Source organism: Caulobacter sp. LjRoot300 (assembly GCF_964253875.1).
In the GTDB taxonomy this organism is placed as follows: Bacteria; Pseudomonadota; Alphaproteobacteria; order Caulobacterales; family Caulobacteraceae; genus Caulobacter.
Map to the genome: position 1 here is coordinate 973884 of NZ_CAXUSA020000001.1, position 25810 is coordinate 999693.

General features: G+C 67.5%; 25 protein-coding genes. 17 read left to right on the top strand and 8 right to left on the bottom strand.

The annotated features are described in order from the left end of the window. The first annotated feature begins 31 nt into the window (after nucleotides 1-31). Both ACSQ2G_RS04505 and ACSQ2G_RS04510 read left to right on the top strand, forming a co-directional pair. The gene (locus ACSQ2G_RS04505; protein ID WP_310086584.1) at nucleotides 32-583 is read left to right on the top strand and encodes a phage tail protein; all 552 of its coding nucleotides are present in this window, start codon (nucleotides 32-34) and stop codon (nucleotides 581-583) included. A 30-nt stretch (nucleotides 584-613) separates the two neighbouring features. After that, a complete protein-coding gene (locus ACSQ2G_RS04510; RefSeq protein ID WP_436028612.1) occupies nucleotides 614-1159 on the top strand; it encodes a phage tail protein in 546 nt (181 codons plus the stop codon). Between the two features lie 22 nt (nucleotides 1160-1181). Here ACSQ2G_RS04510 and ACSQ2G_RS04515 read toward each other — a convergent pair whose 3' ends face one another. After that, nucleotides 1182-1496 carry a DUF6916 family protein gene (locus tag ACSQ2G_RS04515; RefSeq protein ID WP_436028614.1) on the bottom strand — a complete coding sequence of 105 codons (315 nt, stop codon included), beginning with the start codon at nucleotides 1494-1496 and terminating at the stop codon, nucleotides 1182-1184. Nucleotides 1497-1591: 95 nt separating this feature from the next. Here ACSQ2G_RS04515 and ACSQ2G_RS04520 point away from each other — a divergent pair, with 95 nt between their 5' ends. From ACSQ2G_RS04520 to ACSQ2G_RS04550, 7 genes are all read left to right on the top strand, one after another. Then, nucleotides 1592-2095, top strand: a complete 504-nt coding sequence (locus tag ACSQ2G_RS04520; protein WP_436028616.1) for a GNAT family N-acetyltransferase — start codon at nucleotides 1592-1594, stop codon at nucleotides 2093-2095. After that, nucleotides 2092-3069 (top strand): Gfo/Idh/MocA family protein, encoded by a 978-nt coding sequence (locus ACSQ2G_RS04525; RefSeq protein WP_436028618.1) that lies wholly within the window; start codon nucleotides 2092-2094, stop codon nucleotides 3067-3069. Before ACSQ2G_RS04520 ends, ACSQ2G_RS04525 begins: the two co-directional genes overlap by 4 nt. Before the next feature lie 227 nt (nucleotides 3070-3296). Further along, nucleotides 3297-4655, top strand: coding sequence for a nucleotide sugar dehydrogenase (locus tag ACSQ2G_RS04530; RefSeq protein WP_436028620.1), 1359 nt, complete (start codon nucleotides 3297-3299; stop codon nucleotides 4653-4655). 1 nt (nucleotide 4656) lies between these two features. Then, a complete protein-coding gene (locus ACSQ2G_RS04535) occupies nucleotides 4657-5310 on the top strand; it encodes an acyltransferase (protein ID WP_436028622.1) in 654 nt (217 codons plus the stop codon). Next, on the top strand, nucleotides 5307-6227 hold the full coding sequence (locus ACSQ2G_RS04540) for an NAD-dependent epimerase/dehydratase family protein (RefSeq protein ID WP_436028624.1): 921 nt from the start codon (nucleotides 5307-5309) through the stop codon (nucleotides 6225-6227). Before ACSQ2G_RS04535 ends, ACSQ2G_RS04540 begins: the two co-directional genes overlap by 4 nt. Next, entirely contained in the window at nucleotides 6227-7330 is a 1104-nt protein-coding gene (wecB, locus tag ACSQ2G_RS04545) for a non-hydrolyzing UDP-N-acetylglucosamine 2-epimerase (RefSeq protein WP_436028626.1), read from the top strand. Before ACSQ2G_RS04540 ends, wecB begins: the two co-directional genes overlap by 1 nt. Beyond that, entirely contained in the window at nucleotides 7327-8736 is a 1410-nt protein-coding gene (locus tag ACSQ2G_RS04550; protein ID WP_436028628.1) for a hypothetical protein, read from the top strand. The genes wecB and ACSQ2G_RS04550 overlap by 4 nt, the downstream gene beginning before the upstream one ends. A gap of 10 nt (nucleotides 8737-8746) precedes the next feature. Here the strand turns inward: ACSQ2G_RS04550 and ACSQ2G_RS04555 are convergent, their stop codons facing one another. The 3 genes from ACSQ2G_RS04555 to ACSQ2G_RS04565 all read right to left on the bottom strand — a co-directional run bounded on the left by ACSQ2G_RS04555 (nucleotide 8747) and on the right by ACSQ2G_RS04565 (nucleotide 11275). Continuing rightward, nucleotides 8747-8896 (bottom strand): hypothetical protein, encoded by a 150-nt coding sequence (locus ACSQ2G_RS04555; protein WP_436028630.1) that lies wholly within the window; start codon nucleotides 8894-8896, stop codon nucleotides 8747-8749. A gap of 14 nt (nucleotides 8897-8910) precedes the next feature. Then, nucleotides 8911-9996 (bottom strand): hypothetical protein, encoded by a 1086-nt coding sequence (locus tag ACSQ2G_RS04560; protein ID WP_436028632.1) that lies wholly within the window; start codon nucleotides 9994-9996, stop codon nucleotides 8911-8913. A gap of 148 nt (nucleotides 9997-10144) precedes the next feature. Beyond that, nucleotides 10145-11275 carry a helix-turn-helix domain-containing protein gene (locus ACSQ2G_RS04565; protein WP_436028634.1) on the bottom strand — a complete coding sequence of 377 codons (1131 nt, stop codon included), beginning with the start codon at nucleotides 11273-11275 and terminating at the stop codon, nucleotides 10145-10147. Nucleotides 11276-11718: 443 nt separating this feature from the next. Between ACSQ2G_RS04565 and ACSQ2G_RS04570 the strand changes: the two genes are divergently transcribed. Further along, nucleotides 11719-12117, top strand: coding sequence for a hypothetical protein (locus ACSQ2G_RS04570; protein WP_436028938.1), 399 nt, complete (start codon nucleotides 11719-11721; stop codon nucleotides 12115-12117). Between the two features lie 179 nt (nucleotides 12118-12296). Here ACSQ2G_RS04570 and ACSQ2G_RS04575 read toward each other — a convergent pair whose 3' ends face one another. Next, entirely contained in the window at nucleotides 12297-13973 is a 1677-nt protein-coding gene (locus ACSQ2G_RS04575) for an MFS transporter (protein WP_436028636.1), read from the bottom strand. 176 nt (nucleotides 13974-14149) lie between these two features. Here ACSQ2G_RS04575 and corA point away from each other — a divergent pair, with 176 nt between their 5' ends. Then, nucleotides 14150-15118 carry a magnesium/cobalt transporter CorA gene (gene corA / locus ACSQ2G_RS04580; protein ID WP_436028638.1) on the top strand — a complete coding sequence of 323 codons (969 nt, stop codon included), beginning with the start codon at nucleotides 14150-14152 and terminating at the stop codon, nucleotides 15116-15118. Between the two features lie 187 nt (nucleotides 15119-15305). Here the strand turns inward: corA and ACSQ2G_RS04585 are convergent, their stop codons facing one another. Continuing rightward, nucleotides 15306-15533: a hypothetical protein gene (locus ACSQ2G_RS04585; protein WP_436028640.1), complete on the bottom strand. Its 228-nt coding sequence runs from the start codon at nucleotides 15531-15533 to the stop codon at nucleotides 15306-15308. Nucleotides 15534-15960: 427 nt separating this feature from the next. Further along, nucleotides 15961-16599: a TetR/AcrR family transcriptional regulator gene (locus tag ACSQ2G_RS04590; RefSeq protein WP_404979979.1), complete on the bottom strand. Its 639-nt coding sequence runs from the start codon at nucleotides 16597-16599 to the stop codon at nucleotides 15961-15963. Nucleotides 16600-17002: 403 nt separating this feature from the next. Here ACSQ2G_RS04590 and ACSQ2G_RS04595 point away from each other — a divergent pair, with 403 nt between their 5' ends. The 3 genes from ACSQ2G_RS04595 to ACSQ2G_RS04605 all read left to right on the top strand — a co-directional run bounded on the left by ACSQ2G_RS04595 (nucleotide 17003) and on the right by ACSQ2G_RS04605 (nucleotide 23023). Further along, complete coding sequence (locus ACSQ2G_RS04595) at nucleotides 17003-18181, top strand: efflux RND transporter periplasmic adaptor subunit (protein ID WP_436028642.1); 1179 nt, start codon at nucleotides 17003-17005, stop codon at nucleotides 18179-18181. Nucleotides 18182-18407: 226 nt separating this feature from the next. Then, nucleotides 18408-21587 (top strand): efflux RND transporter permease subunit, encoded by a 3180-nt coding sequence (locus tag ACSQ2G_RS04600; RefSeq protein WP_436028644.1) that lies wholly within the window; start codon nucleotides 18408-18410, stop codon nucleotides 21585-21587. Then, a complete protein-coding gene (locus ACSQ2G_RS04605) occupies nucleotides 21587-23023 on the top strand; it encodes an efflux transporter outer membrane subunit (RefSeq protein ID WP_436028646.1) in 1437 nt (478 codons plus the stop codon). Before ACSQ2G_RS04600 ends, ACSQ2G_RS04605 begins: the two co-directional genes overlap by 1 nt. Nucleotides 23024-23423: 400 nt before the next feature. Here ACSQ2G_RS04605 and ACSQ2G_RS04610 read toward each other — a convergent pair whose 3' ends face one another. Further along, nucleotides 23424-23585 (bottom strand): hypothetical protein, encoded by a 162-nt coding sequence (locus ACSQ2G_RS04610; RefSeq protein WP_436028648.1) that lies wholly within the window; start codon nucleotides 23583-23585, stop codon nucleotides 23424-23426. Nucleotides 23586-23624: 39 nt separating this feature from the next. Between ACSQ2G_RS04610 and ACSQ2G_RS04615 the strand changes: the two genes are divergently transcribed. The 3 genes from ACSQ2G_RS04615 (at nucleotide 23625) to ACSQ2G_RS04625 (ending at nucleotide 25794) form a co-directional block, all read left to right on the top strand. Next, complete coding sequence (locus ACSQ2G_RS04615; RefSeq protein ID WP_436028650.1) at nucleotides 23625-24221, top strand: hypothetical protein; 597 nt, start codon at nucleotides 23625-23627, stop codon at nucleotides 24219-24221. A gap of 605 nt (nucleotides 24222-24826) precedes the next feature. Continuing rightward, a complete protein-coding gene (locus ACSQ2G_RS04620; protein WP_436028652.1) occupies nucleotides 24827-25339 on the top strand; it encodes a helix-turn-helix domain-containing protein in 513 nt (170 codons plus the stop codon). Beyond that, nucleotides 25336-25794: a hypothetical protein gene (locus ACSQ2G_RS04625; protein ID WP_436028654.1), complete on the top strand. Its 459-nt coding sequence runs from the start codon at nucleotides 25336-25338 to the stop codon at nucleotides 25792-25794. The genes ACSQ2G_RS04620 and ACSQ2G_RS04625 overlap by 4 nt, the downstream gene beginning before the upstream one ends. The last annotated feature ends 16 nt before the right edge of the window (nucleotides 25795-25810 follow it).

Genomic DNA, 25810 nt, shown 5'->3' on the forward strand with positions numbered 1-25810 from the left:
CCGCCCGAAGATCCTTTGGAGACTCAAAGAGATGAGTGATCAATTCGTCGCGGAGATCCGCATTTTCGGCTTCAACTTCGCTCCGAGGGGCTGGGCGCAGTGCAATGGCCAGCTCCTGCCGATCCAGCAGAACACCGCGCTGTTCTCGCTGCTGGGCACCACCTATGGCGGCAACGGCACCACCAATTTCGCCCTGCCCAATCTGATGGGCAGTATTCCGATCCATATCGGGCGCAACCAGCCGGGCCCCGGCCTGTCGGTCTACGACCTGGGCCAGACCGGCGGCGCGCCGAACGTGACGGTGCTCGAGCCCGAGATGCCGATGCACACGCACTCGCCGGTGGTGACCACGGTTGTCGGCACAGTCACCGCCGCGGCGAACAACCAGCCCGCCCAGGCCTTCTTCGGCACCTTCCAGTCGGCCACCCGGGGCCTGTTCTACAGCCCGACGCCGCCGGCCGTGCAACTGCCGGCCCAGAGCATCGGCCTGGCGGGCAGTTCGGTCCCGCACAACAACATGATGCCGACCCTGTTCCTGAACTACTGCATCGCCCTGCAGGGCGTTTTCCCCGCTCGCAACTAACCCCCGCGACCAACACGAGGAGCAAGACTCATGGGTACGCCATACATGGGCGAGTTGCGGATCATGTCCTTCAACTTCGCTCCGAAATACTGGGCCCAGTGCAACGGCCAACTGCTGTCCATCCAGCAGAACCAGGCCCTGTTCTCGCTGCTGGGCACCACCTACGGCGGCAACGGCACGACCACCTTCGCCCTGCCGGACCTGCGGACACTGGTCCCCGCCCACCTGAGCTCAAGCTATCCCCAGGGCGCGGTCGTCGGCGAATACAGCCACACCCTGATCCAGACCGAAATGCCGCAGCACCTGCACTTCCTGAAGGCCGACGCCACCCACGCCGGCGACACCAACGTGGCCACGGCGGCGACGGGCAACAGCTTCGGGCAGACCTACGGCAAGCCCAGCTCCGGCGCGCCGATCGGGTTCAACATGTACAGCACCACGCTGAGCCCCGCGGCGCCCATGGCCCCTCAGGCGCTGGGAATCGCCGGCGGCAGCCAGCCGCACGAAAACCGCCAGCCCTTCCTGGTGCTGAACATCTGCATCGCCCTGCAGGGGATCTTCCCCTCCCGGAACTAGGCCTTGGACGTGTCGCGTGGCTTCAGTTGAACACCGCCTGGTAGTCCTGACGTCCCGCCGCGGGCGTATGGACCGGGATCAGGTAGAGGTCGTAGGCGCCCGCGTCCGCGCCGCCTTCGCGCGCGAGCGTGTGCATCCCCTCGGCGAGCACGTCGCCGGGGGGGCCGCTGAAGATCAGCACGAACGGTTGGTAGGTCGGATCGCCGTGGCCGGGCTGGGTCTCCAGCCGCTCCACCTCGCTCAGGGACAGCACGTGGCGTCCGCCCTCCACCCTGAACGACGCGCCCAGGTGAGGCGCGAAGGCGTCTGCGGTCAGGGCGACGAACTGGGCGGCCATGGAATCCCTCGGATCAGAATCGAAGCGCGGCCAGTATGACGATCTCGCCACCTGGACGGGAAGAGCTTCGCGCATCACGTCCGCAAGAGGCAAGCGTGCTATCTCCGGCGGCGGCCCACGTTGCGCTGCGTCCCGAGACCGAGGCCGACGCACCCTTCCGCCTGGCCCTGTTCCGCACTTCCCGCGGTCCGGGCTGGGACCAGATCTCCCTGCCCGCCGAGATGCTGGCCAAGGTGATGGAGCAGCAGTTCAACGCCCAGATCCAGGGCTACCAGGCCGCCTATCCGCGCGCCCGGCTGGAGATCGTCACGGTCGGCGGCGAGCCGGTCGGACGGCTGGCCACGGACCGGAACGCGGACACCCTGCACCTGATCGACATCGCCGTGGTCCCCGAGCGGCGCGGGCAGGGGATCGGCGAGATGGTGCTGCGGTCGCTGATGGACGAGGCCGCCGCCGCTGGAACGCCGGTGACGCTGCAGGTGGCCCGCGACAACCTGGCGGCCCAGCGGCTCTATCATCGACTGGGCTTCGCCCTGGCGGCGGCGGACGAGACGCACCTGACCCTAAGCTGGCTCGCTCCGCCGAAGGAGCCGATGTGACCCGTGTCGCCGTGGTCGGCTGCGGCGCGTGGGGCCGCAACCTGGTCCGGACCTGCGCGGAACTGGGGGTGCTGGGCGCCGTGGTCGACACCGAGGCCGACGCCGCCCAGAGCCAGGCCGAAGCCTGGAACGTTCCCGCCTTGCCCCAGGCCCAGGCCCTGGACGACTCTAGCCTGGACGCCATGGTCATCGCCACGCCGGCCCCGACCCACGCCGCGCTCTGCCGCCTGGCCCTGGACCACGGCAAGGACGTCTTCGTCGAGAAGCCCCTGGCCTCCAGCCTGGCCGAAGCCGAGGCCCTGGCCGCCGACGCCGCCCGCTCGGACCGGGTGTTCATGGTCGGCCATCTGCTGCGCCATCACCCGGCGTTCGAGGCGCTGGCGGCCATCGTCGCCCGCGGCGAGATCGGCGCCCTGCGCTACATCGGCGCCTCGCGGCTCAGCCTTGGCCGGGTCCGCACGCACGAGAACGCCTTTCTCAGCCTGGCGCCTCACGACGTCTCGATGATCCTGGCCCTGGCCGACGCCGCGCCGGTCAGCGTCGAGGCCACCGGGCGGGCGTTCGTCACCCCCGGCGTCGCCGACGAGGTCCACGCCGATCTCGGCTTTTCCGGCGGGCTCCACGCCCATGTCGCCGCCAGCTGGCTCAGCCCGGTCAAGGAGCAGAAGCTGGTGGTGGTCGGCGAGACCGGCGCCCTGGTGTTCGACGACGTCCGCCCCTGGCCGGAGAAGCTGATGCGGCGCGAGCAGGCGGTGACCCTGACCTCCGCCGGCCCGATCGCCTCCGGAAGCGAGCCGCGCTTCGTCGATCTGACCGCCGAGCCGCCCCTGACCAGGGAAATCCGGCACTTCATCCAATGTTGCCAAACCCGAGACACCCCAATGACGGGTATTGATGAAGGTGTTCGCGTGCAGCGCGTGCTCGAACGCGTCGAAGTGCAATTGCTTCATGACCTCGATCGACTTCGAAGCTAGTCGGGACACACGCATTATTTCGCAACATTCCGCATAACATTGTTCGAACACTTTCATTGCCAAAGTATTTATGGCGGAAAATACCAATAGTCAGACAAAGTACGTACTTCCGTAATGAATATACCTTGGCCAAAACCTCTTTGCGGGAAGGCTTTCCCCGCGTACGATCCTGCCATGTCGAAGGGCGCGTCGATCGCGAATAAGAACGCCCTGACCACGAGGGGCCCATGAACGTTCATATCCCGACGGTTCCATTCCGTGGCGACGACGATCTGGTGTCGAACTTTCAAGTCTTGACCCGGAAGATCCTGCAACGCGAGGCCGTGATCGGCGTGGTGGGCATGGGCTATGTCGGCCTTCCTCTGTCGGAGGCCTTCTGCTCGGCGGGCTTCGGCGTCATCGGGTTCGACCTGGACAAGACGCGCCTGGCCAGCCTGTCCCGGGGGTCGTCCTATCTGAGCCACTTCACCAACGCCCGCGTGGCGGCCATGCGCGGACGGGGTTTCGCCGTGACCGCCTCACCGGACGTCCTGGCCCGCGCCGACGCCCTGCTGATCTGCGTGCCGACCCCGATCACCTCGCACAACGCCCCCGACCTGAGCCACGTCGTCGAGGCCGCCGAGACCTTGGCGGCCGTGCTGCGACCAGGCCAGTTGGTCGTGCTGGAGTCCACCACCTTCCCCGGCGCCACCGCCGAGGTGCTCAAGCCGATCCTGGAGCGCTCGGGTCTGCGCGCCGGCCGCGACTTCGCCCTGGCCTATTCGCCCGAGCGCGAGGATCCCGGCAACCGCACCTTCACCACCGCCTCGATTCCCAAGATCGTCGGCGCCGACTCCGAGGCCGAGCGCCGCGTGGCCTGCGCGCTGTACGACGCCATCACCGTCACGGTTCCGGTCAGCGACACGCGCACCGCCGAGGCGGTCAAGCTGACCGAGAACGTGTTCCGGTTCGTCAACATCGCCCTGGCCAACGAGCTCAAGGTCAGCTTCGAGGCCCTCGGCATCGACGTCTGGGAGGTGATCCACGCCGCCCAGACCAAGCCCTTCGGCTACATGCCGTTCTTTCCCGGCCCCGGCGTCGGCGGCCACTGCATTCCGGTGGACCCGTTCTACCTGGCCTGGCGGGCCAGGGCCGAGGGGGCCAGCCTGAAGATGGTCGAACTGGCCGGCGAGATCTCGCGGGCCATGCCCCGGCGGGTGGTCGACAAGACGCTGGAGGCCCTGGCCGCGCGCGGCCGCTCGCCGATCGCCGCCCATATCCTGGTGGTGGGCGTAGCCTACAAGCGCAACATAGACGACACCCGCGAGACCCCGGCCCGCGACATCATCGAGATCCTGCGCAGCCATGGCGCCCGGGTCAGCTACCACGATCCGCTGGCCCCCGAACTGGTCGTCGGCGAGACCCTGATGCTGTCGGTTGACATCGGCGGCGGCGCGTTGGCCGGCTTCGACTGCGCGATCATCGTCACCGACCACGACGCGTTCGACTATGAGCGGCTGGTCCGCGAGACGCCGCTGGTGATCGACACCCGCAACGCCGCCGCCAAGGTCGATACCGCCCTGGCCGCGAAGATCGTGAAGGCCTGAGATGACCGCCGCCACGCCCTCGGTCCGTCCGCCCGCCTGGGTCCACCGCTCGGCGGAGGTCGAGGCCGGCGCGCTGCTGGGCGCCGGCACGCGGGTCTGGCGGTTCAGCCATGTCGCGGCCGGGGCCCGGATCGGCCAGGACTGCGTGATCGGCCAGAACGTGGCGATCGGCCCCGGCGTGGTGCTGGGCGACCGCTGCAAGGTGCAGAACAATGTCAGCCTCTATGCCGGCGTCGTGCTGGAGGACGGGGTGTTCTGCGGCCCCAGCTGCGTGTTCACCAATGTCGCGACGCCGCGCGCCGAGATCGACCGCAAGGCCGAGTTCCGGTCCACCCGGGTGGGACGCGGGGCGACGATCGGGGCCAATGCGACGATCGTCTGCGGCCACGACCTGGGCGCCTGGTGCCTGATCGCCGCCGGCGCGGTCGTCACCCGCGACGTGCCGCCGTTCGCCCTGATGGCCGGCGTGCCGGCCCGCCGGGTCGGCTGGGTCAGCCACGCCGGCGAGGTGCTGGGCGAGGACCTGGTCTGCCCCCGCACCGGCGACCGCTACGCCGAACGATCCGGGGCGCTGCGGCGGGTGATCAACCTGTCGGGTTTCGGCGACGACCCGCCCGACACGTCCAGCGAAGAACAGTCAGCGAGCGTCGGATGAAGCGGGCCCTGGTCATCGGATCGGAAGGCAATATCGGCAAGCCCCTGGCGGCCCACCTGCGCGGCCAGGACTGGGAGGTGCTGTGCGCCGACATCAAGCCCGGCTGGCGCAGGGACTACCTGCAGGTCGACATCAACCAGCCGGCCGACCTGATCCCCACCCTGCGCTGGAAGCCGGACGTGATCTTCGCCCTGGCCGCCGTGGTCAGCCGGGTGACCTGCGAACAGGCCTCCAGCCTGGCGGTCGGCACCAATCTGGGCGGGCTGAACAACGTGATCCTGCTGGCCCAGGCCGCCGACGCCAGGCTGGTCTACTTCTCGACGTCCGAGGTCTATGGCCCCACCGACGGGCCGATGGACGAGGTCGCCACGGTCCCCCGGCCCAACAACCGCTACGGCCTGACCAAGCTGCTGGGCGAGCGGCTGGTTGACTACGAGGTCGCCCAGCACGGCCTGCGCGCGGTCACCCTGCGGCCGTTCATGATCTATGACGAGAACGAGGACTTCGGTGACCACCGCTCGGCGATGATCCGTTTCGCCCACGACTTGGCGCGGGGCCGACCCATTGAGGTGCATCGCGGCAGCGCCCGGGGCTGGCTGCACATCTCCGACGCCGTGCGGGCCATCGAGGCCGCCGCCGGCCTCGACGAGCACGCGGTGATCAATATCGGCCACTCGGACGTCGCGCCGATCCAGGACCTGGCCGAGGGGCTGCGGGCGCGGCTGGACGCCCCGCCGTCGCTGATCACCCTGAACGACCTGCCCGCCCGGATGACCGCCGCCAAGCAGCCCAGCCTGGCGCGGATGCGCGACCTGCTGGGCGTGACGCCGAAGGTCTCGCTGGACGAGGGCCTGGACCGCGTCGCGGCGCGGGTGCGGGCCCGCCTGGCCCAGGGCCGCCTGGAGCAGCCGGCGTGATGACCGGCGCCCCGGGCCGCCTGCTGACCGTGGTCGGCGCCCGGCCGCAGTTCGTCAAGGCCATGCCGGTCAGCCGCGCCATCGCCCGCGCGCCGGGCCTGGCCGAGGTGATGGTCCATACCGGCCAGCATCACGACCCGGCGTTGTCGGACAGCTTCTTCCGCGAGCTGGACCTGCCCGATCCTGTCGAGAACCTGGGGGTCCACGGCGGCACGCACGGCGAGATGACCGGACGGATGCTGGCGGCGCTCGACGGGGTGATCGCCCGCCACGCTCCCGACCTGGTCATCGTCTATGGCGACACAAATTCCACCCTGGCCGGAGCCCTGGCGGCGGCCAAGGCCGGCGTGCCGGTGGCCCATGTCGAGGCGGGCCTGCGGGTCTTCGACCGCACCATGCCCGAGGAGACCAACCGCGTGGTCGTCGACCATCTGAGCCGGCTGCTGTTCGCGCCGACCCGCGCCGCGGTCGGCCACCTGGCGCGCGAGGGGCTGGTCGAGGGCGTTTTCCATGTCGGCGACGTGATGCAGGACGCGGTCCTGGCCATGGCCGCCTTGCCCGACCGAAGCGAGAGCGACGGCGTTGTGCGCCGCCTGGGCCTGACGTCCGGTGCCTATGCGGTCGCCACCCTGCACCGGACGGCGACGACCGACAGCGCCGCCAGCCTGGCCGCCGCCGTCGGCTATCTGCGCCAGCACGCCGCCCGCCTGCCCGTGGTCCTGCCCCTGCACCCCCGCACCCGCGAGGCGGCCGGCCGCTTGGGCGTCGACCTGGCCGACCTGAGGGTGATCGAGCCCCTGGGCCCGATCGACATGCAGCGGCTGCTGGCCGGCTGCGCCCTGGTGCTCACCGATTCCGGCGGCCTGCAGAAGGAGGCCTATTTTCATCGCAAGCCCTGTGTCACCCTGCGGGACGACACCGAATGGAGCGAGACGGTGGAGGCGGGCTGGAACCGGCTGTGGACCGTGAACGACTATCGGCCTCGGCGTGAGATCGACGACTACGGCGCGGGCGACGCCGCCGAGCGGATCGTCGCGACGATCGCCCATTTCGTCGCCGAGCGCCTCGACGCGCCGTCCGCGGCGACGGGAGCCCGCCCATGAAGGACACCCACGACCGTCCCCGCGCGCCGCCGCTGCCCGGGCACGACGCATCGCCACACGAGGCGATTCAGAGTTCGCTGGCGGACGAGGCGCGGCCGCTGCGCATCTTGCTGGCCTGCAACTACGACCCGGCCAACGCGGCCACGGTCTGCGACCACATCAACGCCTTCGTCCGCTATTCGCGTCACGAGGTCCGGGTGCTCTCGCGCGTCGGGGAAATCTTCGACGGCGTGAAGCTGGAGACCTTCGACGCGGTCGTGATCCACTATTCACTGTTCCTGGCGATGGAGACCTTCGTCGGGCCGCGCTCGCGCCGCGCCTTGGCCGCCTTCCGCGGCGCCAAGGCGGTGTTCATCCAGGACGAATACCGCTTCGTCAACGCCACCCTCGATGCGCTGGAGGCGTGCGGCGTGGACCTGGTCTTCACCTGCCTGGGGCCGGCCGAGGCCGAGCGGATCTACGGGCGCGTCAGCGGGCTGGGCACCCAGCAGGTGCTGACCGGCTACGTGCCGCACTGGCTGACGCACTATCCGCCCATTCCCCTGTCGGCCCGCAAGACCATGGTCGGCTATCGCGGCCGGACCTATCCGGCCTGGCATGGCGAGCAAGGGCGCGAGAAGGTCCGCATCGGCAAGCTGTTCAAGCGCGACGCCCCGCGGTTCGGCCTCTCGACCGACATCGCCTGGTCCGAGCGCAGCCGGCTGTACGGCCGGGACTGGGTGAAGTTCATCCGCAACTGCCAAGCCGTGCTGGCCGTGGAAAGCGGCGCCAGCGTCTTCGACTTCGACGGCGCGGTCGCCGCCCGCACCGAAAGCTTCGCCGCCCTGGTCGAGCGCCCGCACCCGATCCCCGCCCTCGCCAAGAAGCCGTCGTACGAGATGCTGCGCGACCGGTTCTTCGCTGGCCAGGAAGACCAGATCGACATCGCCCAGATCTCGCCCAGGGTGTTCGAAGCGATCGCCTTGCGCACGCTCGTCATCGCCTATCCAGGACGGTATTCGGGCGTCCTCGAGCCGTGGCGGCACTATGTCCCCCTCGACAAGGACCATGGCAACATGGCGGCGGTGGCGGCGGTGCTGCGCGATCCCGAACGGGTGGCCGAAATCATCACCAACGCCTATGCCGAGATCGCCTTGAACCCGGCCTACGGCTACGGAACAATGATCGCGCTGTTCGACGCCCGGATCACGGAGGCGGCGGCCGGTCGGCCGGGCGCCGAGATCGACGAGCGCGCCGACGCCAAATTCCGCAGGGCCTTTCCGTTCACCCCGGTCGACAATCCGCACGAGATGCGGCGCCCCAGCCTGGCGCGCCGGCTGGCCGGACGGATCGTGCATCGCCTGGGACTCGGCGAACTGGCCGTACGCCTGCGGCGACGCCGAGGCCGAAAGGCTCTGGAGTCGTAGGCTTGGCGCTCTAGCCAACGCGGATCCATCGCCGCAGGAACCGCAGGCGCGCCAGCGCGCGCAGCGGCGCGCGCACCGGCGGCGGCGCCGCGAGCCAATGCGCCTCGACGACGATCAGCGCCCAGACGCACCGATCCCGCAGCCGCAGGAACGGCCGCAATCCCCAGGCGCGCCTCACGCCAGCACCTGGTCGGCGATGTCGCGCACGACGGCGCGCCAGCTGTAGCGGCCAGACGCCACGATCTCCCCGTAGGCCCGGTCGGCCATCGCCTGGGCGTGCCGCGGATCCAGGCTGCGGTCGAGGGCCGCGTCGATATCCGACAGGTCGCGGCGCACCGGCTGGTAGTGGACGCCGGCCTCGAGCACGCCGCTGTAGTCGCCCTCCACCAGCACCTGGAAGGTCCGCGTCGCGACCGCCTCCAGATGGCGCGGCGACATCGCGCGGATCTCGGCCTCCGGCGCCAGCACGACGGCCGAGGCCGGCGGCGTCCACCCTTCCGGCCCAGCCGGGTCGATATCCCTGGCCAGTAGCTCGCCCGCCGGATCGATCAGGGACGAGCCGCCCTCGACCCCGACCACCGCGCGGCTGGCCCCCAGCAGACGGATCCAGGCCTCGCCGGCCAGCCGACGCTGGCCGTCGACCGCCACGTCGGCGCGGTGGCCGCGCGCCAGGGCCCAGGCCTCCGCCCGCAGCCCGACCTCGCGCTTGAGCCGGCCCATCTCGCCTAGCCAGGCCGGCGTTTCCCAGGCCCGGTAACTGACCGCGATCGGCCGCCCCGCCAGGTCGCCGGACGCCCGCCGCATCAGGAGGTCATCGACATAGGCGGTCAGGAAGCGCCTCATGGCGTAGGGCCGGTGTCCGATGGGATAGACGCTGTCCCACAGCGCCGGCTCCAGTGCGGTCAGCAGCAGGTCGACCCGCGTCTCGGCCAGCACGTCGCGCAGCGCCTGGAGTCCGAGGAACTCGTCCAGCGGCGCGGCGACGCGTCGGGCCCGCGCGGGAACCGCGTCCATCGCCCGCCGCAATCCCTCCAGGCCGACGGCGGTGTATCGCGCGGCCAGGGCCGTGGCGTCGACCACCACCAGGTCCGGGTCCAGCCCAGTGATCCAGGCCGGGTTGAACGGAAATCCGATGTTGAGGACCGTCACGGGCCCCGGGAAACAGGCCTTCCAGGCGAAGATGCGCTGGTGCTCCCAGCGGCGCATTGGCCACTGGCCGCGCCAGTTGTACAGGACCAGGGCGGTCGGCCGCTTTCCCATGTCCGGCGGACTAGGCCAGGCGAGGCCCGAGCGGGCCTTTGACCGCGAGGCGCACGGTAATAGATCGCGAAGCCATCGACGCCATCCTGACGGGAGCGCCTGGCGCGCTCGCCCCAGCGTCGGCGGCGTCGGCGGTCGCTGTCAACGCCTAAGGCTGTCGCCCCTGGGCCGCGCGCAGGGTCTCGGAGGGCGACTCGCCGAACATCGCCCGATAGGCGCCGGAAAACCGGCCCAGCTCCCAGAAGCCCTGGTCCAGCGCCGCCTGGGTAACCGTGGTCGGCCGATCGCCGGCGTCCAGCAGCCGGGCCCGGGCCGCCGACATGCTCTTCAGCCGCAGATAGGCCTTGGGGCTGATGTCGAGCAGATCGTGGAAGGCGCGGTACAGCGTCCGGCGCGAGATGTTCAGGGCCAGGCAGAGGTCCTCGATCTGCACGGCCTGGCGGGCGCCGCCGCTTTCCAGGAAGTCCTCGGCGCCGCGCACGATGCGGGCGGCGTTCAGCACGCCCTGCCGGCGCCCCCCCTCGGCCCTGACCGCGGCCAGGGCCGTCAGCACGCCGTCCAGCAACTCGTCGCGCAGGAAGGCCACGGTGCTGCTCGGCGCGCCTCCGGCCAGGACCCGCAGCAGGCTGGCGCAGCCCTGCAGCACGCGCTTGCAGGCGGCCCGCGCCTCGGGCGGCGGCGAGTAGATGGCCGGCTCGGTCCAGAAGCTGGGGTCGGCCAGCCATTCGAAGGCCTCGGCCCGCTGCATCACCAACCCCCACGGCGCGGTGACGACGGCATAGGCCAGGCGCCCCTGGAACCGTCCGTCCAGCTCCCTGTCCGGCGGAATGGCGACGATGTCGCCCTCCTCGATCCGATGGCCCCATTGATTGAGCACGCCCTCCTGCTCCATCACCGAAACCAGGCTGAACGCCTTCTGGGCCATGACGCCCCGGACGCGCAGGTCGCCGTCGAACGCCCCGGCGTCGAAGCCCATGTCGCCCAGGTTCGCCCGCAGCAGATGGCCGCGGCAGGGTTGCGGCGTCAGCTGGGTGACCGACAGGTCGCGCCCGGCGGCATGGGCCCAGACCTCGTGCGGACCATGGGTGTCGCGAGCCAGGACGTGGCCCAGCGAGACCGTCCCCGCCGGCGCCCCGAACGACCGCTGCTCGTCCAGCGTTCCCGCGACCAGTCCGTCCTGGGACGGATCGCCCTCGCCCGGCCCGATCGCCGCGGCCCGCCGCCAGCCGCTGTTCGCCCAGGATCGAGGTCGAGGGTCCTTGTCGCTGTCATTGTCCATCGGACATCTCCTGGCAGGGCAAGCGATCAAGGGCCTCCAGACCCTGACCGTTGAGGCGACCGCGCCTGTCCTCAAGCCCGATTCGCCCTTTGACGATGCCACGGCCGACCTGTGTTGTAAGTAAGGTGAAACCACTAGAAAGCATCGAACCAACAGACAAAATTACAACTTTTCCAATGGTTTAGCTTGGTAACCAAGTTTTAGGTATAGTTAATTTCGCGTTATTCATAAATACATAAAATTAACAGGCATAGAGGGCGAATTGGCACTCTCCGCATAGCAACCGGAGAAATTCCGAAGAAAAATGAGGATGAGGCTGGGCCACGGAGGACTCTATGGTTCGTCAAACATGGAAGGAAATGGCGATCTTCGGAAAACGGAATCTCGTGGAGACAGCGGGCGGCGCGCGTGAACGCGATCGCCTGGCGCAGGCCTTGCGCGACATGAAGGCGGCCTGCGACGGCGAACGGCGGCAAAGACGCCAGATCGCCGAAAGCGGCGCCCGCCAGCTGAGTCGCGCCCAGGCCGTGCTGCGCGAGGCCGAGACCCGCCAGCGCGAGGCCGAGGCGGCGCTGCGCCGGGCCCGGCGGATGGCGGCGGTCGGCTGGATGGCCGCCGAGGCCTGCCGCGACATGACCGCCCTGCACGCGGTCGCCGCCCGGGCCCTGACCGCGTCCCGCGAGCGCCTGCAGGGCGACCACCGGACGGTCAACGAGATCGACTGGGCCCTAGGCGGCCTGAACCAGGCCGAACAGATGCTGGAGCGGGTGACCGCCTATCTCGACGCCCGCCGCGAGAACGGCCCGTGCGCCCACATCGACGGGCTGCTGGCCGGACACTGAGGCGCGGCATGACCGACGAGCCTCAGGACATGCCAAGTTAGGATGTCATCCCGGAAGCCTCGCAGAGGCTGTCCGGGACCCAGGGGACTGGGCTGATGCGGTGCGGTTCACCTGGATCCCGGACAAGCGCTGCGCGCTTTCCGGGATGACAACAGCTGGGGAATCTCAAGCCCCGAACGTCACGCCTCGATGTCAACGTCCTTGGTTTCCTTGAGGAACAGCATGCCCACCACGGCGGTCACCCCGGCCACGACGATCGGGTACCAGAGGCCGTAATAGATGTTGCCCGTCGCCGCGACCATGGCGAAGGCCGTGGTCGGCAGGAAGCCCCCGAACCAGCCGTTGCCGATGTGATAGGGCAGGCTCATCGAGGTGTAGCGGATGTTGGTGGGGAACAGCTCGACCAGCATGGCGGCGATCGGGCCGTAGACCATGGTCACGTACAGCACCAGGATCGCCAGCACCGCCACCACCAGGGGCTTGTTGATCAGGGCGTCGTTGGCCTTGGCCGGATAGCCGGCGGTCTTCAGGGCCGCGCCCAGCTCCTTCTCCCACGCCGTCTTGCGGGCCTTGAAGGCGGCCTTGTCCAGGGTCTGGCCCGGGAACGAGGCGATGGTCGCCTGGCCGATCTTCACCTGGGCCACCGAGCCGGCCGGGGCCGCCTGATTGCCGTAGGTGACGCCGGCCTTGGCCAGGTACGACTTGGCCAGGTCGCACGAACGGTTGAACACCGTCTTGCCGACCGGGTCGAACTGGAACGAGCAGTCGGCCGGGTCGGCCACGACGGTCACCGGCGCGGACGCCACGGCGGCGGCCAGCTGGGGATTGGCGGCCGTCGTCAGGGTCTTGAACAGCGGGAAATAGGTCAGGGCCGCCAGGATGCAGCCCAGCATGATGATCGGCTTGCGGCCGATCTTATCCGACAGCCAGCCGAAGATCACGAAGAACGGCGTGCCGATCAGCAGGGCGACGGCCACCAGCAGGTTGGTCGTGCCGCCGTCGACCTTGAGCATCTTCTCCAGGAAGAACAGGGCGTAGAACTGGCCGGTGTACCAGACCACAGCCTGGCCCGCCGTCAGCCCCACCAGGGCCAGGATCACGATCTTCAGGTTGCCCCACTTGGCGAACGAGTCGGTCAGAGGCTGCTTGCTGCCCTTGCCCTCGTCGACCATCTTCTGGAACGACGGGCTTTCGGACAATTGCAGGCGGATCCACAGCGACACGCCCAGCAGCAGCACCGAGATCAGGAACGGGATGCGCCAGCCGAAGGCCTCGAAGGCGCTGTCGCCGGTCGCCCGGCGGGTCAGCAGGATCACCACCAGGCTGAGGAACAGGCCGAAGGTCGCCGTTACCTGGATGAAGCTGGTGTAGAGGCCGCGCCGTCCGGGCGGGGCGTGCTCGGCCACATAGGTCGCCGCGCCGCCGTACTCGCCGCCCAGGGCTAGGCCCTGGACCAGGCGCATGATCACCAGGGCGATCGGCGCGGCGATGCCGATGCTGGCGTAGCTGGGCAGCAGGCCGACCACGAAGGTCGACAGGCCCATCAGCAGCATGGTGACCAGGAAGGTGTTCTTGCGCCCCCACAGGTCGCCCAGCCGGCCGAACACCAGGGCCCCGAACGGCCGCACCGCGAAGCCGGCGGCGAAGGCCAGCAGGGCGAAGATGTAGCCGGTGGTCTCGTTGACCCCCGAGAAGAAATGCTTGGTGATGTAGGTGGCCAGCGAGCCGTAGAGGTAGAAGTCGTACCACTCGAACACCGTGCCGACCGAGGCGGCTCCGATGACCAAGGCGTCCTTGCGCCCGACGGCGCGACCGTCCTTGGCGCCCTTCACCGGTTTCGCGGCGTCGCTTCCCATTCGCATCTCCCCCGTCGCCGCTTGCGGCGATCGAACTCTGTTACCGCAACCATCATGACGGGCGTGCGCGGCGTTGGCGAGAGGCTAAACATGAACCGGACGAAAGCCGAAGCGTTGGCTCGGAAGAATCTTCACCGTCCCATCTTGCGGGACGAAACAGGCGGTCAGGACCCTCGATGAGCGTTGTCGCGGCTTATGTCTACAAGGACGGCGTCAGGACCCGCGAGGTGAATCTGGACGAGGACGACGCCCTGGCCACCAGGCCGGGCGAGTTCGTGTGGATCGGTCTGTACGAGCCCACCCAGGCCGAGATGGCCCGCCTGCAGGCCCGGTTCAAGCTGCACCCCCTGGCGATCGAGGACGCGCTCAACGCCCACCAGCGGCCCAAGGCCGAGGTCTATGGCCGCGAGCTGTTCGTGGTGGCCCGCACCGCCCAGCTGGTCGAGGCCCAGATCGCCTATGGCGAGACGGCGATCTTCGTCGGCCAGGGCCACCTGATCACCGTGCGCCACGGCTCGGCCCGGGCCCACACCGAACTGCGCGCCCAGCTGGAGGCCTCGCCGACCCTGCTGGCCAAGGGCTCGGACTATGTGCTGCACGCCGTGCTCGACTTCGTGGTCGACGGCTACCTGCCGATCATCCAGGCCCTGGAGGACGAGGTGCTGGACATCGAGCGCCGCACGCTCGAGGCCTTCCTCAGCCATGCCGAGGTCAAGCGCCTGTTCCACGTGCGGCGCGATCTGATCCGCTTCAAGCGGGTCCTGAGCCCCATGGCCGAGGTCTGCGGCCGGCTGGAGCACCTGGAGACGCCCTGCCTGGACGACGATGTCCGCCCCTACTTCCGCGACGTGCTCGACCACACCCAGAAGGTCGAGGGCATGGTCGACGCCCTGCGCGAGGTGATCACTTCGGTGTTCGAGGCCGCTTCCCTGCTCGAACAGCAGCGGCAGAGCGCCATCACCCGCAAGCTGGCCGCCTGGGCCGCCATCCTCGCCGTGCCGACGGCGGTGGCCGGCATCTACGGCATGAACTTCGAGCACATGCCGGAGCTGCGGTGGGCGTGGGGCTATCCGGCGGTGATGGCCGCGATCGCCGGAGTGATCGGGTGGCTGTACGTGCGGTTCAAGAAGAACGGGTGGCTGTAGGGGCGCGGCGGGACGCTTGCATCCACAAACCGTTGTCATCCCGGAAGCCTCGTAGAGGCTGTCCGGGACCCAGGGGGACTGGGCGAAAGCCTTGCGGCTCCCCTGGGTCCCGGACAAGCGCTGCGCGCTTTCCGGGATGACAACTTCTGAGGGAGGAAAGCCTTGAACGAGCGTCCAGCAGCTTCCCCTAGCTCGCCCAGGCCCGCGCCGGGTGCAGGAACCGGCCCGCCTCGGCGCCGTCGCGCAGGAACACCCGCACCTCGGCGGCGTGGCCGGAGGCGGCCAGGCGGTTGGCGAGATCGCGGGCGGCGGCTTCGGCGCGGCCGCCCCGTTCGAAGGTGAGATCGGCCTCCAGGGCCTCGGAACGCACCGCCCAGCCTTGCTCGGCGGGGGCGACGGAAATCAGCAGAGCCATGAGGAGCTCCTTTTTACGCGAGTAGAACAATGGGCGCGGCCATCTGGCGGCGCGAACGAGCAGGATTTCGGACGGCGGTCGCCCCCGAAAACATCGAGGTCAGACCGGCATTCGCCCTATGAGGCAGGGTCGACACATCGGGATCATAGGCTCGCTTCTTTACAACTATGAGACACGACTATGCGAGAAACGCAACTGCGGCGACCCAGAACTCCTGAGCGCGTTTGCAGTTTCTCGGGTCGCGGAATGATCTGAACCGAGGGTCAGAAAAACTGAAGCGACTTAATTCCCATCTGCTTGATAGGCTTTCAGCGGCGACGTCTTTCCCTCCCCTTTAGGCGGCGCCGGCGCGCGCCGCGCGGACCCGTCGGGGGATGGATGTCCGCGTGGCGCGTCTTGGCCTTGAGGCCGAAGACGCCCCCTCCGCTCAGCAGTCCGGCGTGTCCAGATGCGCCTTGATCAGCGCCCGGCCCGCGCGCGCCACGACCCGCGCCGGCCCCTGGGCGCCCAGGGTCACCCGGGCGATATAGGAGCCTTCCATCAGCAGCATCAGGCCGTCGGCCAGGTCGTCGTCCGGCGCGCCGGCCCGCCGGCACAGGTCGACGAGACGCGCGTGGAGCTGCTGCTTGTAGGCCACCGACACCTTCTGGGCCGGATGGTCGGCCTCGTGCAGTTCGATGGCGGCGTTGGACAGCGGGCAGCCGTGGACGTCGGCGTTGCAGGCCTTGGTCTCGAAGGCGTCGAAGATCGCCTCCAGCTGGGCGCGCGGGTCGCCGCAGGTGCAGCCGACGACCTCCTCCCACCAGACCCAGTAGTCACGTTCCTGCTCGCGCAGCACCTCGGCGACCAGCTCGTCCTTGGACGGGAAGTTGCGGTACAGCGTCATCTTGGTGGCGTCGGCCTCGTGGGCGATCGCCTCGACGCCGACGGCGCGGATGCCATGCTGGTAGAACAGCTCGCGGGCCGTTTCGAAGATCCGGTCGCGGGCCGGACGTTTGGACAACGGGACGCAAACCGGCGCCTCCAGATCGTCCATCTTGCCCCCGCCAGAATTTCTCTCAGCCATTTTCACAGCACCTCACCTTGACGCGAGAGTTACCGGTCAGTATCTCTCACCGCGTGGATGATACCGAACGGTATCGTCACATACGACTACATCGTCACAGATGGACGTCACGTCAAGCAACAGCAACTGCGACATTTGATCCTTAACCCCGGAACGGAGCGCGAGCCATGCCCCCGAGCGCGAGCCCTCAAGGCCAACACGCCAACGCCTCGCCCGCCAAGGCCGTCTGGCTGGCCGGTCCGGTCCGTTCCCTCCGCAAGCTGATCGGCCAGGGCGCCGACGGTCCGTCCGGTCGGGACTGGGCCGCCTCGCCAAAGGCTCGCCAGAAATCCCGGCGCCCCGTCTGGGAATGAAACAACCGCCGCGTCTCCTCCCCCGCCTCTTTTGTCCGACAGGTACGCCTATGTCCCTCCGCCCCGTCTTCACGTCTTTCGCCGGTCTGGCCGCCATGGCCGTGCTGGCCGCCTGCAGCGCCCAGGCCAAGCAGGAAGCCGCTCCGCCGCCCGCCCAGGTCACCATCACCTCGGTGGCCTTCAAGGAATTGCGCCAGTGGGATGACTTCACCGGCCGTCTCGAGGCCATCGACACCGTCGACATCCGCCCGCGCGTCAGCGGCTTCATCGACGGCGCCCGGTTCGAGGAAGGCGCCCGGGTCCGCAAGGGCCAGGTGCTGTTCCAGATCGACCCGCGCCCCTACCAGGCCGAGGCCAACCGCGCCCAGGCCGAGGTGGCCCGCGCCAAGGCCCAACTGGACCTGGCCGTGGTCAACCGCGAGCGCGGCCGGCGGCTGATCGAACAGAACGCCCTGGCCCAGAGCGAGTTCGACCGGCTTTCCGCCGAGGAAAAGGCCGCCCAGGCCAATCTCGGCGCGGCCAACGCCGCCTACCAGACCGCCAAGCTGAACCTGGAATGGACCCGCGTGGTCTCGCCGATCGACGGCCGGGTCTCCAAGGCGGTGATCACCCGCGGCAACCTGGTCACCCCGGCCAACCTGCTGACCACGGTGGTCTCCGACACCCCGATCTACGCAACGTTCAACGCCGACGAGCAGACGTTCCTGAAGTACGCCTCGGCCGAACGCGGCAAGGCCAGCCCGGTCTATATGGGCCTGATGACCGAGGACGGTTATCCGCACCAGGGCCAGCTGAAGTTCATCGACAACGCCATGGACGCCAAGAGCGGCACGATCAACGGCCGGGCGATCTTCGCCAACGCCGACGGCCGGTTCACCCCGGGCCTGTTCGCCCGCATCCGCATGGTCAGCGACACCTCGCAGACGGTGGCCCTGGCCCCCGACCGCGCGGTGGCCACCGACCTGGGCAAACGTTACGTCGTGGTGGTCGGCGCCAACAACAAGGCCGAGTACCGCCCGGTCGAGATCGGCCCGCTGGCCGGCAACCTGCGCATCATCCGCACCGGCCTCAAGCCCGGCGACCGGGTGATCGTCGGCGGCCTGCAGAAGGTCAAGCCGGGCGACACCGTCACCCCCGTGGTCGTCAAGACCGACCTGTCCTCGGACCTGTCGCAGTTCGAGAGCGGTCCCCAGCGGGTCGCGATGATCAACTCGGTTTCTCAGAACTGACCGTCCTTTAACCCGCTCATCCCGGCGAAAGCCGGGACCCAGATCCCATGGCGACGGGGTGGGCTGGAAGAATGCGGCGCTCTTGGCGTCAGCTTCCCAGCTCTTCCATCTGGGTCCCGGCATTCGCCGGGATGAGCGGATCAGGAATTCGCCTTCAGGCCGGTTTGAACCGGTCCACGCCCCCTCCTTGCCTCCTCCCCATACTCGCCCGCAAAAGGCGCCTCCCATGAATTTCTCAAAGTTCTTCGTGAACCGGCCGCGCTTCGCCGCCGTGCTCTCGATCGTCATCTTCATCGCCGGGTTGGTGGCTCTGCCGCGCCTGCCGATCTCGGAATATCCCGAGGTGGTGCCGCCGACCGTGGTCGTGCGCGCCGCCTATCCGGGCGCCAACCCCGCCGTCATCGGCCAGACCGTCGCCGCCCCGCTGGAGCAGGCGATCAACGGCGTCGAGGGCATGATCTACCAGTCCTCGCAGTCGGCGTCGGACGGGGCGATGATCCTGACCGTCACCTTCGCCCTGGGCACCGACCTCGACAAGGCCCAGGTGCAGGTCCAGAACCGCGTCGCCCAGGCCCTGCCGAAACTGCCCCAGGAGGTGCAGCGCATCGGCGTGACCACCGACAAGGCCTCGCCCGACCTGACCCTGGTCGTGCACATGATCTCGCCCAACAACCGCTACGACATGCTCTATCTGAGCAACTACGCGCAGCTGAACGTCCGTGACCGCCTCAAGCGCGTCGACGGCGTGGGCGACGTGCAGATCTTCGGGGCCGGCGCCTACTCGATGCGGGTGTGGCTGGACCCTGAGAAGCTGGCCTCGCTGAACATGACCGCCGGCGACGTGGTCAAGGCCCTGCGCGAGCAGAACGTCCAGGTCGCCGCCGGCCAGCTGGGCGCGCCGCCGACCGACATGGGCTCGGACTTCCAGCTGTCGATCAACGCCCCCGGCCGCCTGACCGACGAGGAGCAGTTCCGCGACGTCATCATCCGCTCGGGCGACAACGGCGAGATCACCCACCTGGGCGACGTGGCCCGGGTCGAGATGGGGGCCAACAACTACGCCCTGCGCAGCCTGCTCGACAACAAGTCGGCCGTGGCCATGCCGATCTTCCAGCGCCCCGGCTCCAACGCCCTGGCCATGGCCGCCGAGATCAAGAAGACGATGAAGGAGCTGAAGAAGGAGTTCCCCGAGGGCGTCGACTACGAGATCATCTACGACACCACCGCCTTCGTGCAGGAGAGCATCAACTCGGTCATCCATACGCTGGTCGAGGCGATCATCCTGGTCGTACTGGTGGTGGTGCTGTTCCTGCAGGGCTGGCGCGCCTCGATCATCCCGCTGATCGCCGTGCCGGTGTCGCTGATCGGCACCTTCGCGGTGCTGCTGATGCTGGGCTTCGGCCTCAACGCCCTGACCCTGTTCGGCCTGGTGCTGGCCATCGGCATCGTCGTCGACGACGCCATCGTCGTGGTCGAGAACGTCGAGCGCAACATCACCAACGGCCTCGAACCGGCGGCGGCCACCCGCAAGGCCATGAGCGAGGTCACCGGACCGATCATCTCCACGGCCCTGGTGCTGTGCGCGGTGTTCATCCCCACCGCCTTCATCAGCGGCCTGTCGGGCCAGTTCTACCGCCAGTTCGCCCTGACCATCGCCATCTCGACGGTGATCTCGGCCTTCAACTCCCTGACCCTGTCGCCGGCCCTGGCCGCGGTGCTGCTCAAGAGCCACGACGCGCCCAAGGACCGCTTCCAGAAGCTGATCGACGCGGCCCTGGGCTGGCTGTTCAACCCGTTCAACCGCTTCTTCGCCAAGGCGTCCAACGGCTATGTCCGCAATGTCGGCCGCACCCTGGGCAGGTCGACCGCGGGCCTGGTGGTCTACGGGATCCTGCTGGCCCTGACCATCGGCGCCTTCATGAAGACCCCGGGCGGCTTCGTACCGCAGCAGGACAAGGCCTATGTGGTCGCCGTCGTGCAGCTGCCCGACGCCGCCTCGCTGGACCGCACCGAGGCCGTCATCCGGCAGATGGGCGACATCGGCACGAAGGTGCCGGGCATCCGGCACTCGGTGGCCTTCCCCGGCCTGTCGGCCAACGGCTTCATCAACAGCCCCAACTCCGGCGCGGTGTTCTTCACGCTCGACGACTTCAAGGACCGCAAGGACAAGTCGATGTCGGCCAACGCCATCGTCGGCCAGCTGAACGCCAAGTTCGGGGCCATTCCCGACGCCCAGATCGCGGTCTTCCCGCCGCCTTCGGTGCAGGGGCTGGGCACGATCGGCGGCTTCCGCATGCAGATCGTCGACCGCGCGGGCCTCGGCCCCGAGGAGCTGAACAAGCAGACCCAGAACCTGATCGACAAGGCCCGCAAGAATCCGGCCCTGGCCGGGGTGTTCTCGACCTACCAGGTCGGGGTGCCGAAGATCGAGGCCAATATCGACCGCCAGAAGGCCCGCGCCTCGGGCGTGTCGCTGACCGACCTGTTCGAGACCATGCAGGTCTATCTGGGCTCGCTGTACGTCAACGACTTCAACCGCTTTGGCCGCACCTACGAGGTCAATGTCCAGGCCGACCAGAAATTCCGCCTGCAACCGGAACAGATGCTGCGCCTGCAGACCCGCAACGGTCAGGGCCAGATGATCCCGCTGGGCGCCTTCGTCAGCTTCAAGGAGGCCACCGGCCCCGACCGCGAGAGCCACTACAACGGCGTGCTCACGGCCGAGATCAACGGCGGCCCGGCCCCCGGCTATTCGACCGGCCAGGCCCAGAAGGCGCTGGAGGACCTGGCCAAGCAGGAACTGCCCAACGGCATGGGCTACGAGTGGACCGAGCTGACCTACCAGCAGATCCTGGCGGGCAACACGGCGATCTACATCTTCCCGCTGTGCGTGCTGCTGGCCTTCCTGGTGCTGGTCGCCCAGTACGAGAGCTGGAGCCTGCCGCTGGTGGTCATCCTGATCGTGCCGATGACCCTGCTGTCGGCCCTGGCCGGCGTGCTGCTGACCCATGGCGACAACAACATCTTCACCCAGATCGGACTGATCGTGCTGGTGGGGCTGGCGTGTAAAAACGCCATCCTGATTGTCGAGTTCGCCAAGGAACGCGAGGAGCACGGCGACACCCCGATGCAGGCGGTGCTGGAGGCCTGCCGCCTGCGGCTGCGGCCGATCCTGATGACCTCGATCGCCTTCATCATGGGCGTGTGGCCGCTGGTCGTCTCCCACGGGGCGGGCGCGGAGATGCGCCGGGCCATGGGCGTGGCGGTGTTCTCCGGCATGCTGGGGGTGACGGTGTTCGGCCTGGTCCTGACCCCGATCTTCTACTTCGTCATCCGCCGCAACGCCGCCCGCCGGGCGGCCCTGAAGGCGGCCAAACAAACCACGCCCGTCGTGGAGGCGCACTGATGCTTGCTTCAATCCAACCCCGCCAGCCCGGCTGGCGCAGCCTGAAGGTCCAGCTCGGCCTGTTCGCCAGCATGCTCCTGCTCTCGGCCTGCGCCGTCGGCCCCGACTACAAGACCCCCGTCCAGGCGCCGGTGGTGCTGCAGAACGCCCCGGCCGGGGCCTTCTCGACCGCCAATCCCGAGGCCCAGTGGTGGAAGGCGTTCAACGACCCGGTGCTGGACGGCCTGATCAGCCAGGCCCTGGCCGGCAACCTGGACATCCGCGTCGCGGTCGCCCGGGTGGACGAGGCCCGCGCCCTGTTCAAGGACGCCCGCCTGGACCAGCTGCCGCGGGTCACCGCCGACGGGTCCTACGTCAAGAGCGACCAGCAGCAGCCGGGCTCCAACGGCCAGCGGGTGGAGAGCGAGACCTACCAGGCCGGCTTCGACGCCGGCTGGGAGATCGACCTGTTCGGCCGCGTCCGCCGCGGCGTGGAGTCGGCCCGGGCCGAAGCGGGGGCGGCGCAGGCCGACCTGCGCGACGCCCAGGTGACCATCGCCGCGGAAGTCGCTCGAAATTACCTTGAGCTGCGCGGGGCCCAGGCCCGGCTGGCCGTGGCCAACCGCAACCTCGACACCCAGCGCGAGACCCTGCGGCTGACCCAGGTGCGCTACAACGCCGGGGCCGGCAGCCCGATCGACGTGGCCAGCGCCCAGGCCCGGCTGAACGCCACCGAGGCGGCGATCCCGGCGCTGATCACCGCCGAGAAGCGGGCCAACTACCGGCTCTGCGTCCTGGTCGGCAAGCGGCCGGGCGAGCTGGACGCCACCTTGACGGCCAAGACCGACGCGGAGGTCACGCCGCTGATCGCCGCCCTGCCGATCGGCGACGCGTCCGACCTGCTGCGCCGGCGTCCCGACGTCCAGGCCGCCGAGCGCCGCCTGGCCGCCCAGACCGCCAAGGTCGGGGTGGCCACGGCCGACCTGTTCCCCCGCGTGCGGGTCAGCGGCTTCATCGGTTTCCTGTCGGGCTCGGCCTCGGGCTTCGGCAACAGCGCCAGCCAGGCCTGGTCGGTGGCCCCGACGGTGTCCTGGCCCGCCCTCGACCTGGGCGGCGCGCACCAGCGGCTGAAGGCGGCCCAGGCCCGCAACGACGCCAGCCTGGCCGTCTACGACCAGACCGTGCTGCGGGCGCTGGAGGACCTGGAGACCGCCCTGGTCGCCTACCGCCAGCAGCAGGCCCAGCTGGTCAGCCTGACCAACCAGGCCGCCGCCTCCCGCCGCGCCGCCGAACTGGCCCGCATCCAGTACAAGGAAGGCGGCATCGACTTCCTGGTCCTGCTCGACGCCGAACGCACGCTTCTCGCCGCTGAAGACTCGCTCACGGTCGCGGAGACGGGCGTCAACACCAACGTCGTGGCGATCTACAAGGCGCTGGGCGGAGGGTGGACGAGCTAGGCGGCGGCCCGCAGTCGTAAAAGTTATCCACAGGATCACCATTCAATCCGTCATCCCGGGCCTCGTGCCCGGGACCCCTGGTTCAGCCGACGGTGAGACAGCTTGGCGCGCCAGCGCGCCACGCATCCGCACCTGCGGCGGACAGAGGGGTCCCGGGCACGAGGCCGTGTAGCAACCCAAACCGACACGTGCTCCGGGTGGCGATCTGAGGGTCACCGACGCACGTCCTGGAGCCGAGGCCTTGCAACTGGCAGAGAGGCCTCGATTCCAGGAGGTGTCATTCCCGAGCCCGCATCAGTTGTACGTCGCGATTAGGCGGCGGGCGGCGCCACACCCCCGGGGTTCAGACAATCTCAATGTCGTCGGAGGGGGGAGCTGACTATCAAGGTGCAACGCCGGGCTAGACCTTGACGTTCAGCCGGACCGGGTCGCAAGCGAGCGAATAGTAAGCCACGCTGAAGCTAGACTTTGCGTGGTTGCCTTTGCCTAGCGAGGGCAGAGCGCGGTAGCCCTTCAGTTCGGCCGACGTGAGCGCCGCCTTAGAGTAGTCGAGCAGGATCAACACTCCCAATCCCTCGTACTTCATGAACGATCGACACTTTTGATCACCGTCCTCAAGCAGCAGGACCACTTGGGTCGACTAGCGAAAGCGTTAAGTGATCCGCAAATTGACCTCTCCAGTGTACCGGTGTTAGTCATCGACGACGAGGCGGACCAAGCTGGTCTAAACACTAAAGTACGCAAAGGGCAGGAAAGCACCATTTATCGGTGTCTTCGACAGCTGAGATCCGTCCTCCCCAGGCATACTTATCTTCTCTACACGGCAACGCCACAAGCTCCCCTACTCATAAATATCAATAGTGCGCTGTCACCGTCATTCGTTAAGGTGCTTGAACCGGGCAAGGATTATGTCGGAGGTGTAGAGTTCTTTAGGAAGAACTCGCCCTATGTGAAGACTATTCCAGCGTCTGAAGTTCTGGACGACAATAACTTGCCAGAGTCTCCGCCGGAAACGCTCATAGAAGCGCTTCGCTTCTTTTTCGTGGGTCTTGCGGCATCATTGGCGGAGACTGGCTCAGGCCCCAAACAGCGTCGCTCGATGATGGTTCACCCATCGCGTATTCGCGCCGTACATCGAACTCTTCAGCACTGGGTAGACGATACAATCGCCAGTTGGCGGGCAATCGAAGGCCTGTGATTCCTTGCGCGCGCTGCGACATATCCGGCCAGTCCTTCGCAAACCTGACCGGGCCTCGCTTATTGGAGCGCCTCAATCGTAAGGCGGGCTTCTCTCCGACGCTCTCCGCTGAATTGACACATTTTCCGAAGCGTGACCGAACTGTGGCGCTACCGCAATCAAAGCGACACATATCGCCCCTAGCAATGACCATCGATTGACTTATTTGTTAATGACCGTATCGATAGATGATCTGCAGGCAAACGGGGAGATCCGACTGTGGAAACCGTTAGACGTAGGACAGGGCATCAAGCGCTGCCTATGGCTCTCGGCAGCCGCAGATCGTGCAGTGAACGAAATGGTCGCCTCGCTCGGCGCACCACGGGCTGTAGCGCTAGCACAAGACCTATCGAACTTTGCCATGGGCCGGCTGATTGCGGTGCCTGATCGATTGAAGCGCCTTAAACCGGGCGCGGACGAGATTTGGGAGCTTCGGTCGCGCAGCCCTAGGCCTGAACTAAGATTGGTTGGCGCGTTTATAGGTCGAGACGAGTTTGTTGTCCTGCAAGCTGCGCCTCGGTCTGACTATGATGGAGGAGGCTGGCGCCTGGCGCTCGAAGAGGTGCGTGCTGAATGGCACCGCTTATTTGGAAGCCAGAAGCGGCACACCGGAAAGATATTGGAAGATTATGTCACGAATACAGATCCCGACGGTGGAACAGCGGTTCCAGAGTGACCAGACCTTCAGGAACGAGCTTCGCAAGCTCGACCTGCGTGATCGCGTCTGGGAAGCGTTGGTTAAAGCGTTCCGCGAACGTAGCAAGGTGGACGGCATCAGTCAGACTGACTGGGCGCTCGCCGCAGGTAAAACGCCTGCTCAGATGTGTCGCATTTTAGCCAAGTCGCGCAACCTCACGCTGGACAGTGTGGCCGAGGCTTTCAGTGCGCTGGACTTTATTGTCCAGGTGTCCGTCGACGACGCTCGGTCGAGCAACCAATCGAACAGCGTTTACTCCGCTTCACTCGCCCCTGACTGGACACAGCAGTGCGGCCGACAAGCGGCGGGCAAGATCGCTCCTGCGACGACCGCTCACGCCTCCTCCCCACCTGACTTCCAATTTAACGCTGAGCCTGCATGAGCCTGGAAATTAGAGTCGTAGCTTTGTGCGATGATGTTCGCGCGGAGATTTCTGGAAAACACACCTTAGTCGGTTTGTATGGAGACAAAGTCAATGTCCCAAGCAAACCGGCAGTGATGCAGATGAAATTGTTCTTCAACCTCGGCCTAACCGGGGAAGGCAGTGAAATTGAGATCGAAGTCACGTTCAACCGAACCAATATTCACAAAGCATCCATTCCGAAAGGCTTCTCTCTATTTAATGCAACCATTCCACTTGCTATTTTCATGATTGACGATCGCCCCCTAATTGTCCGTGTGCGAGAGGCAGGCCAAGAGTGGGGGGATTCCATCAAATGGGATTATAATTTTGAGGAAAACGCGGTTGAGCTACCTGAAGAACAGGCAGCGTCGATACGCGATCAGGTCAAGAATATGCCGAACGACGTCGTCAAACTATTTGAACGACAAGGCTAACAGGTACACGGATTTG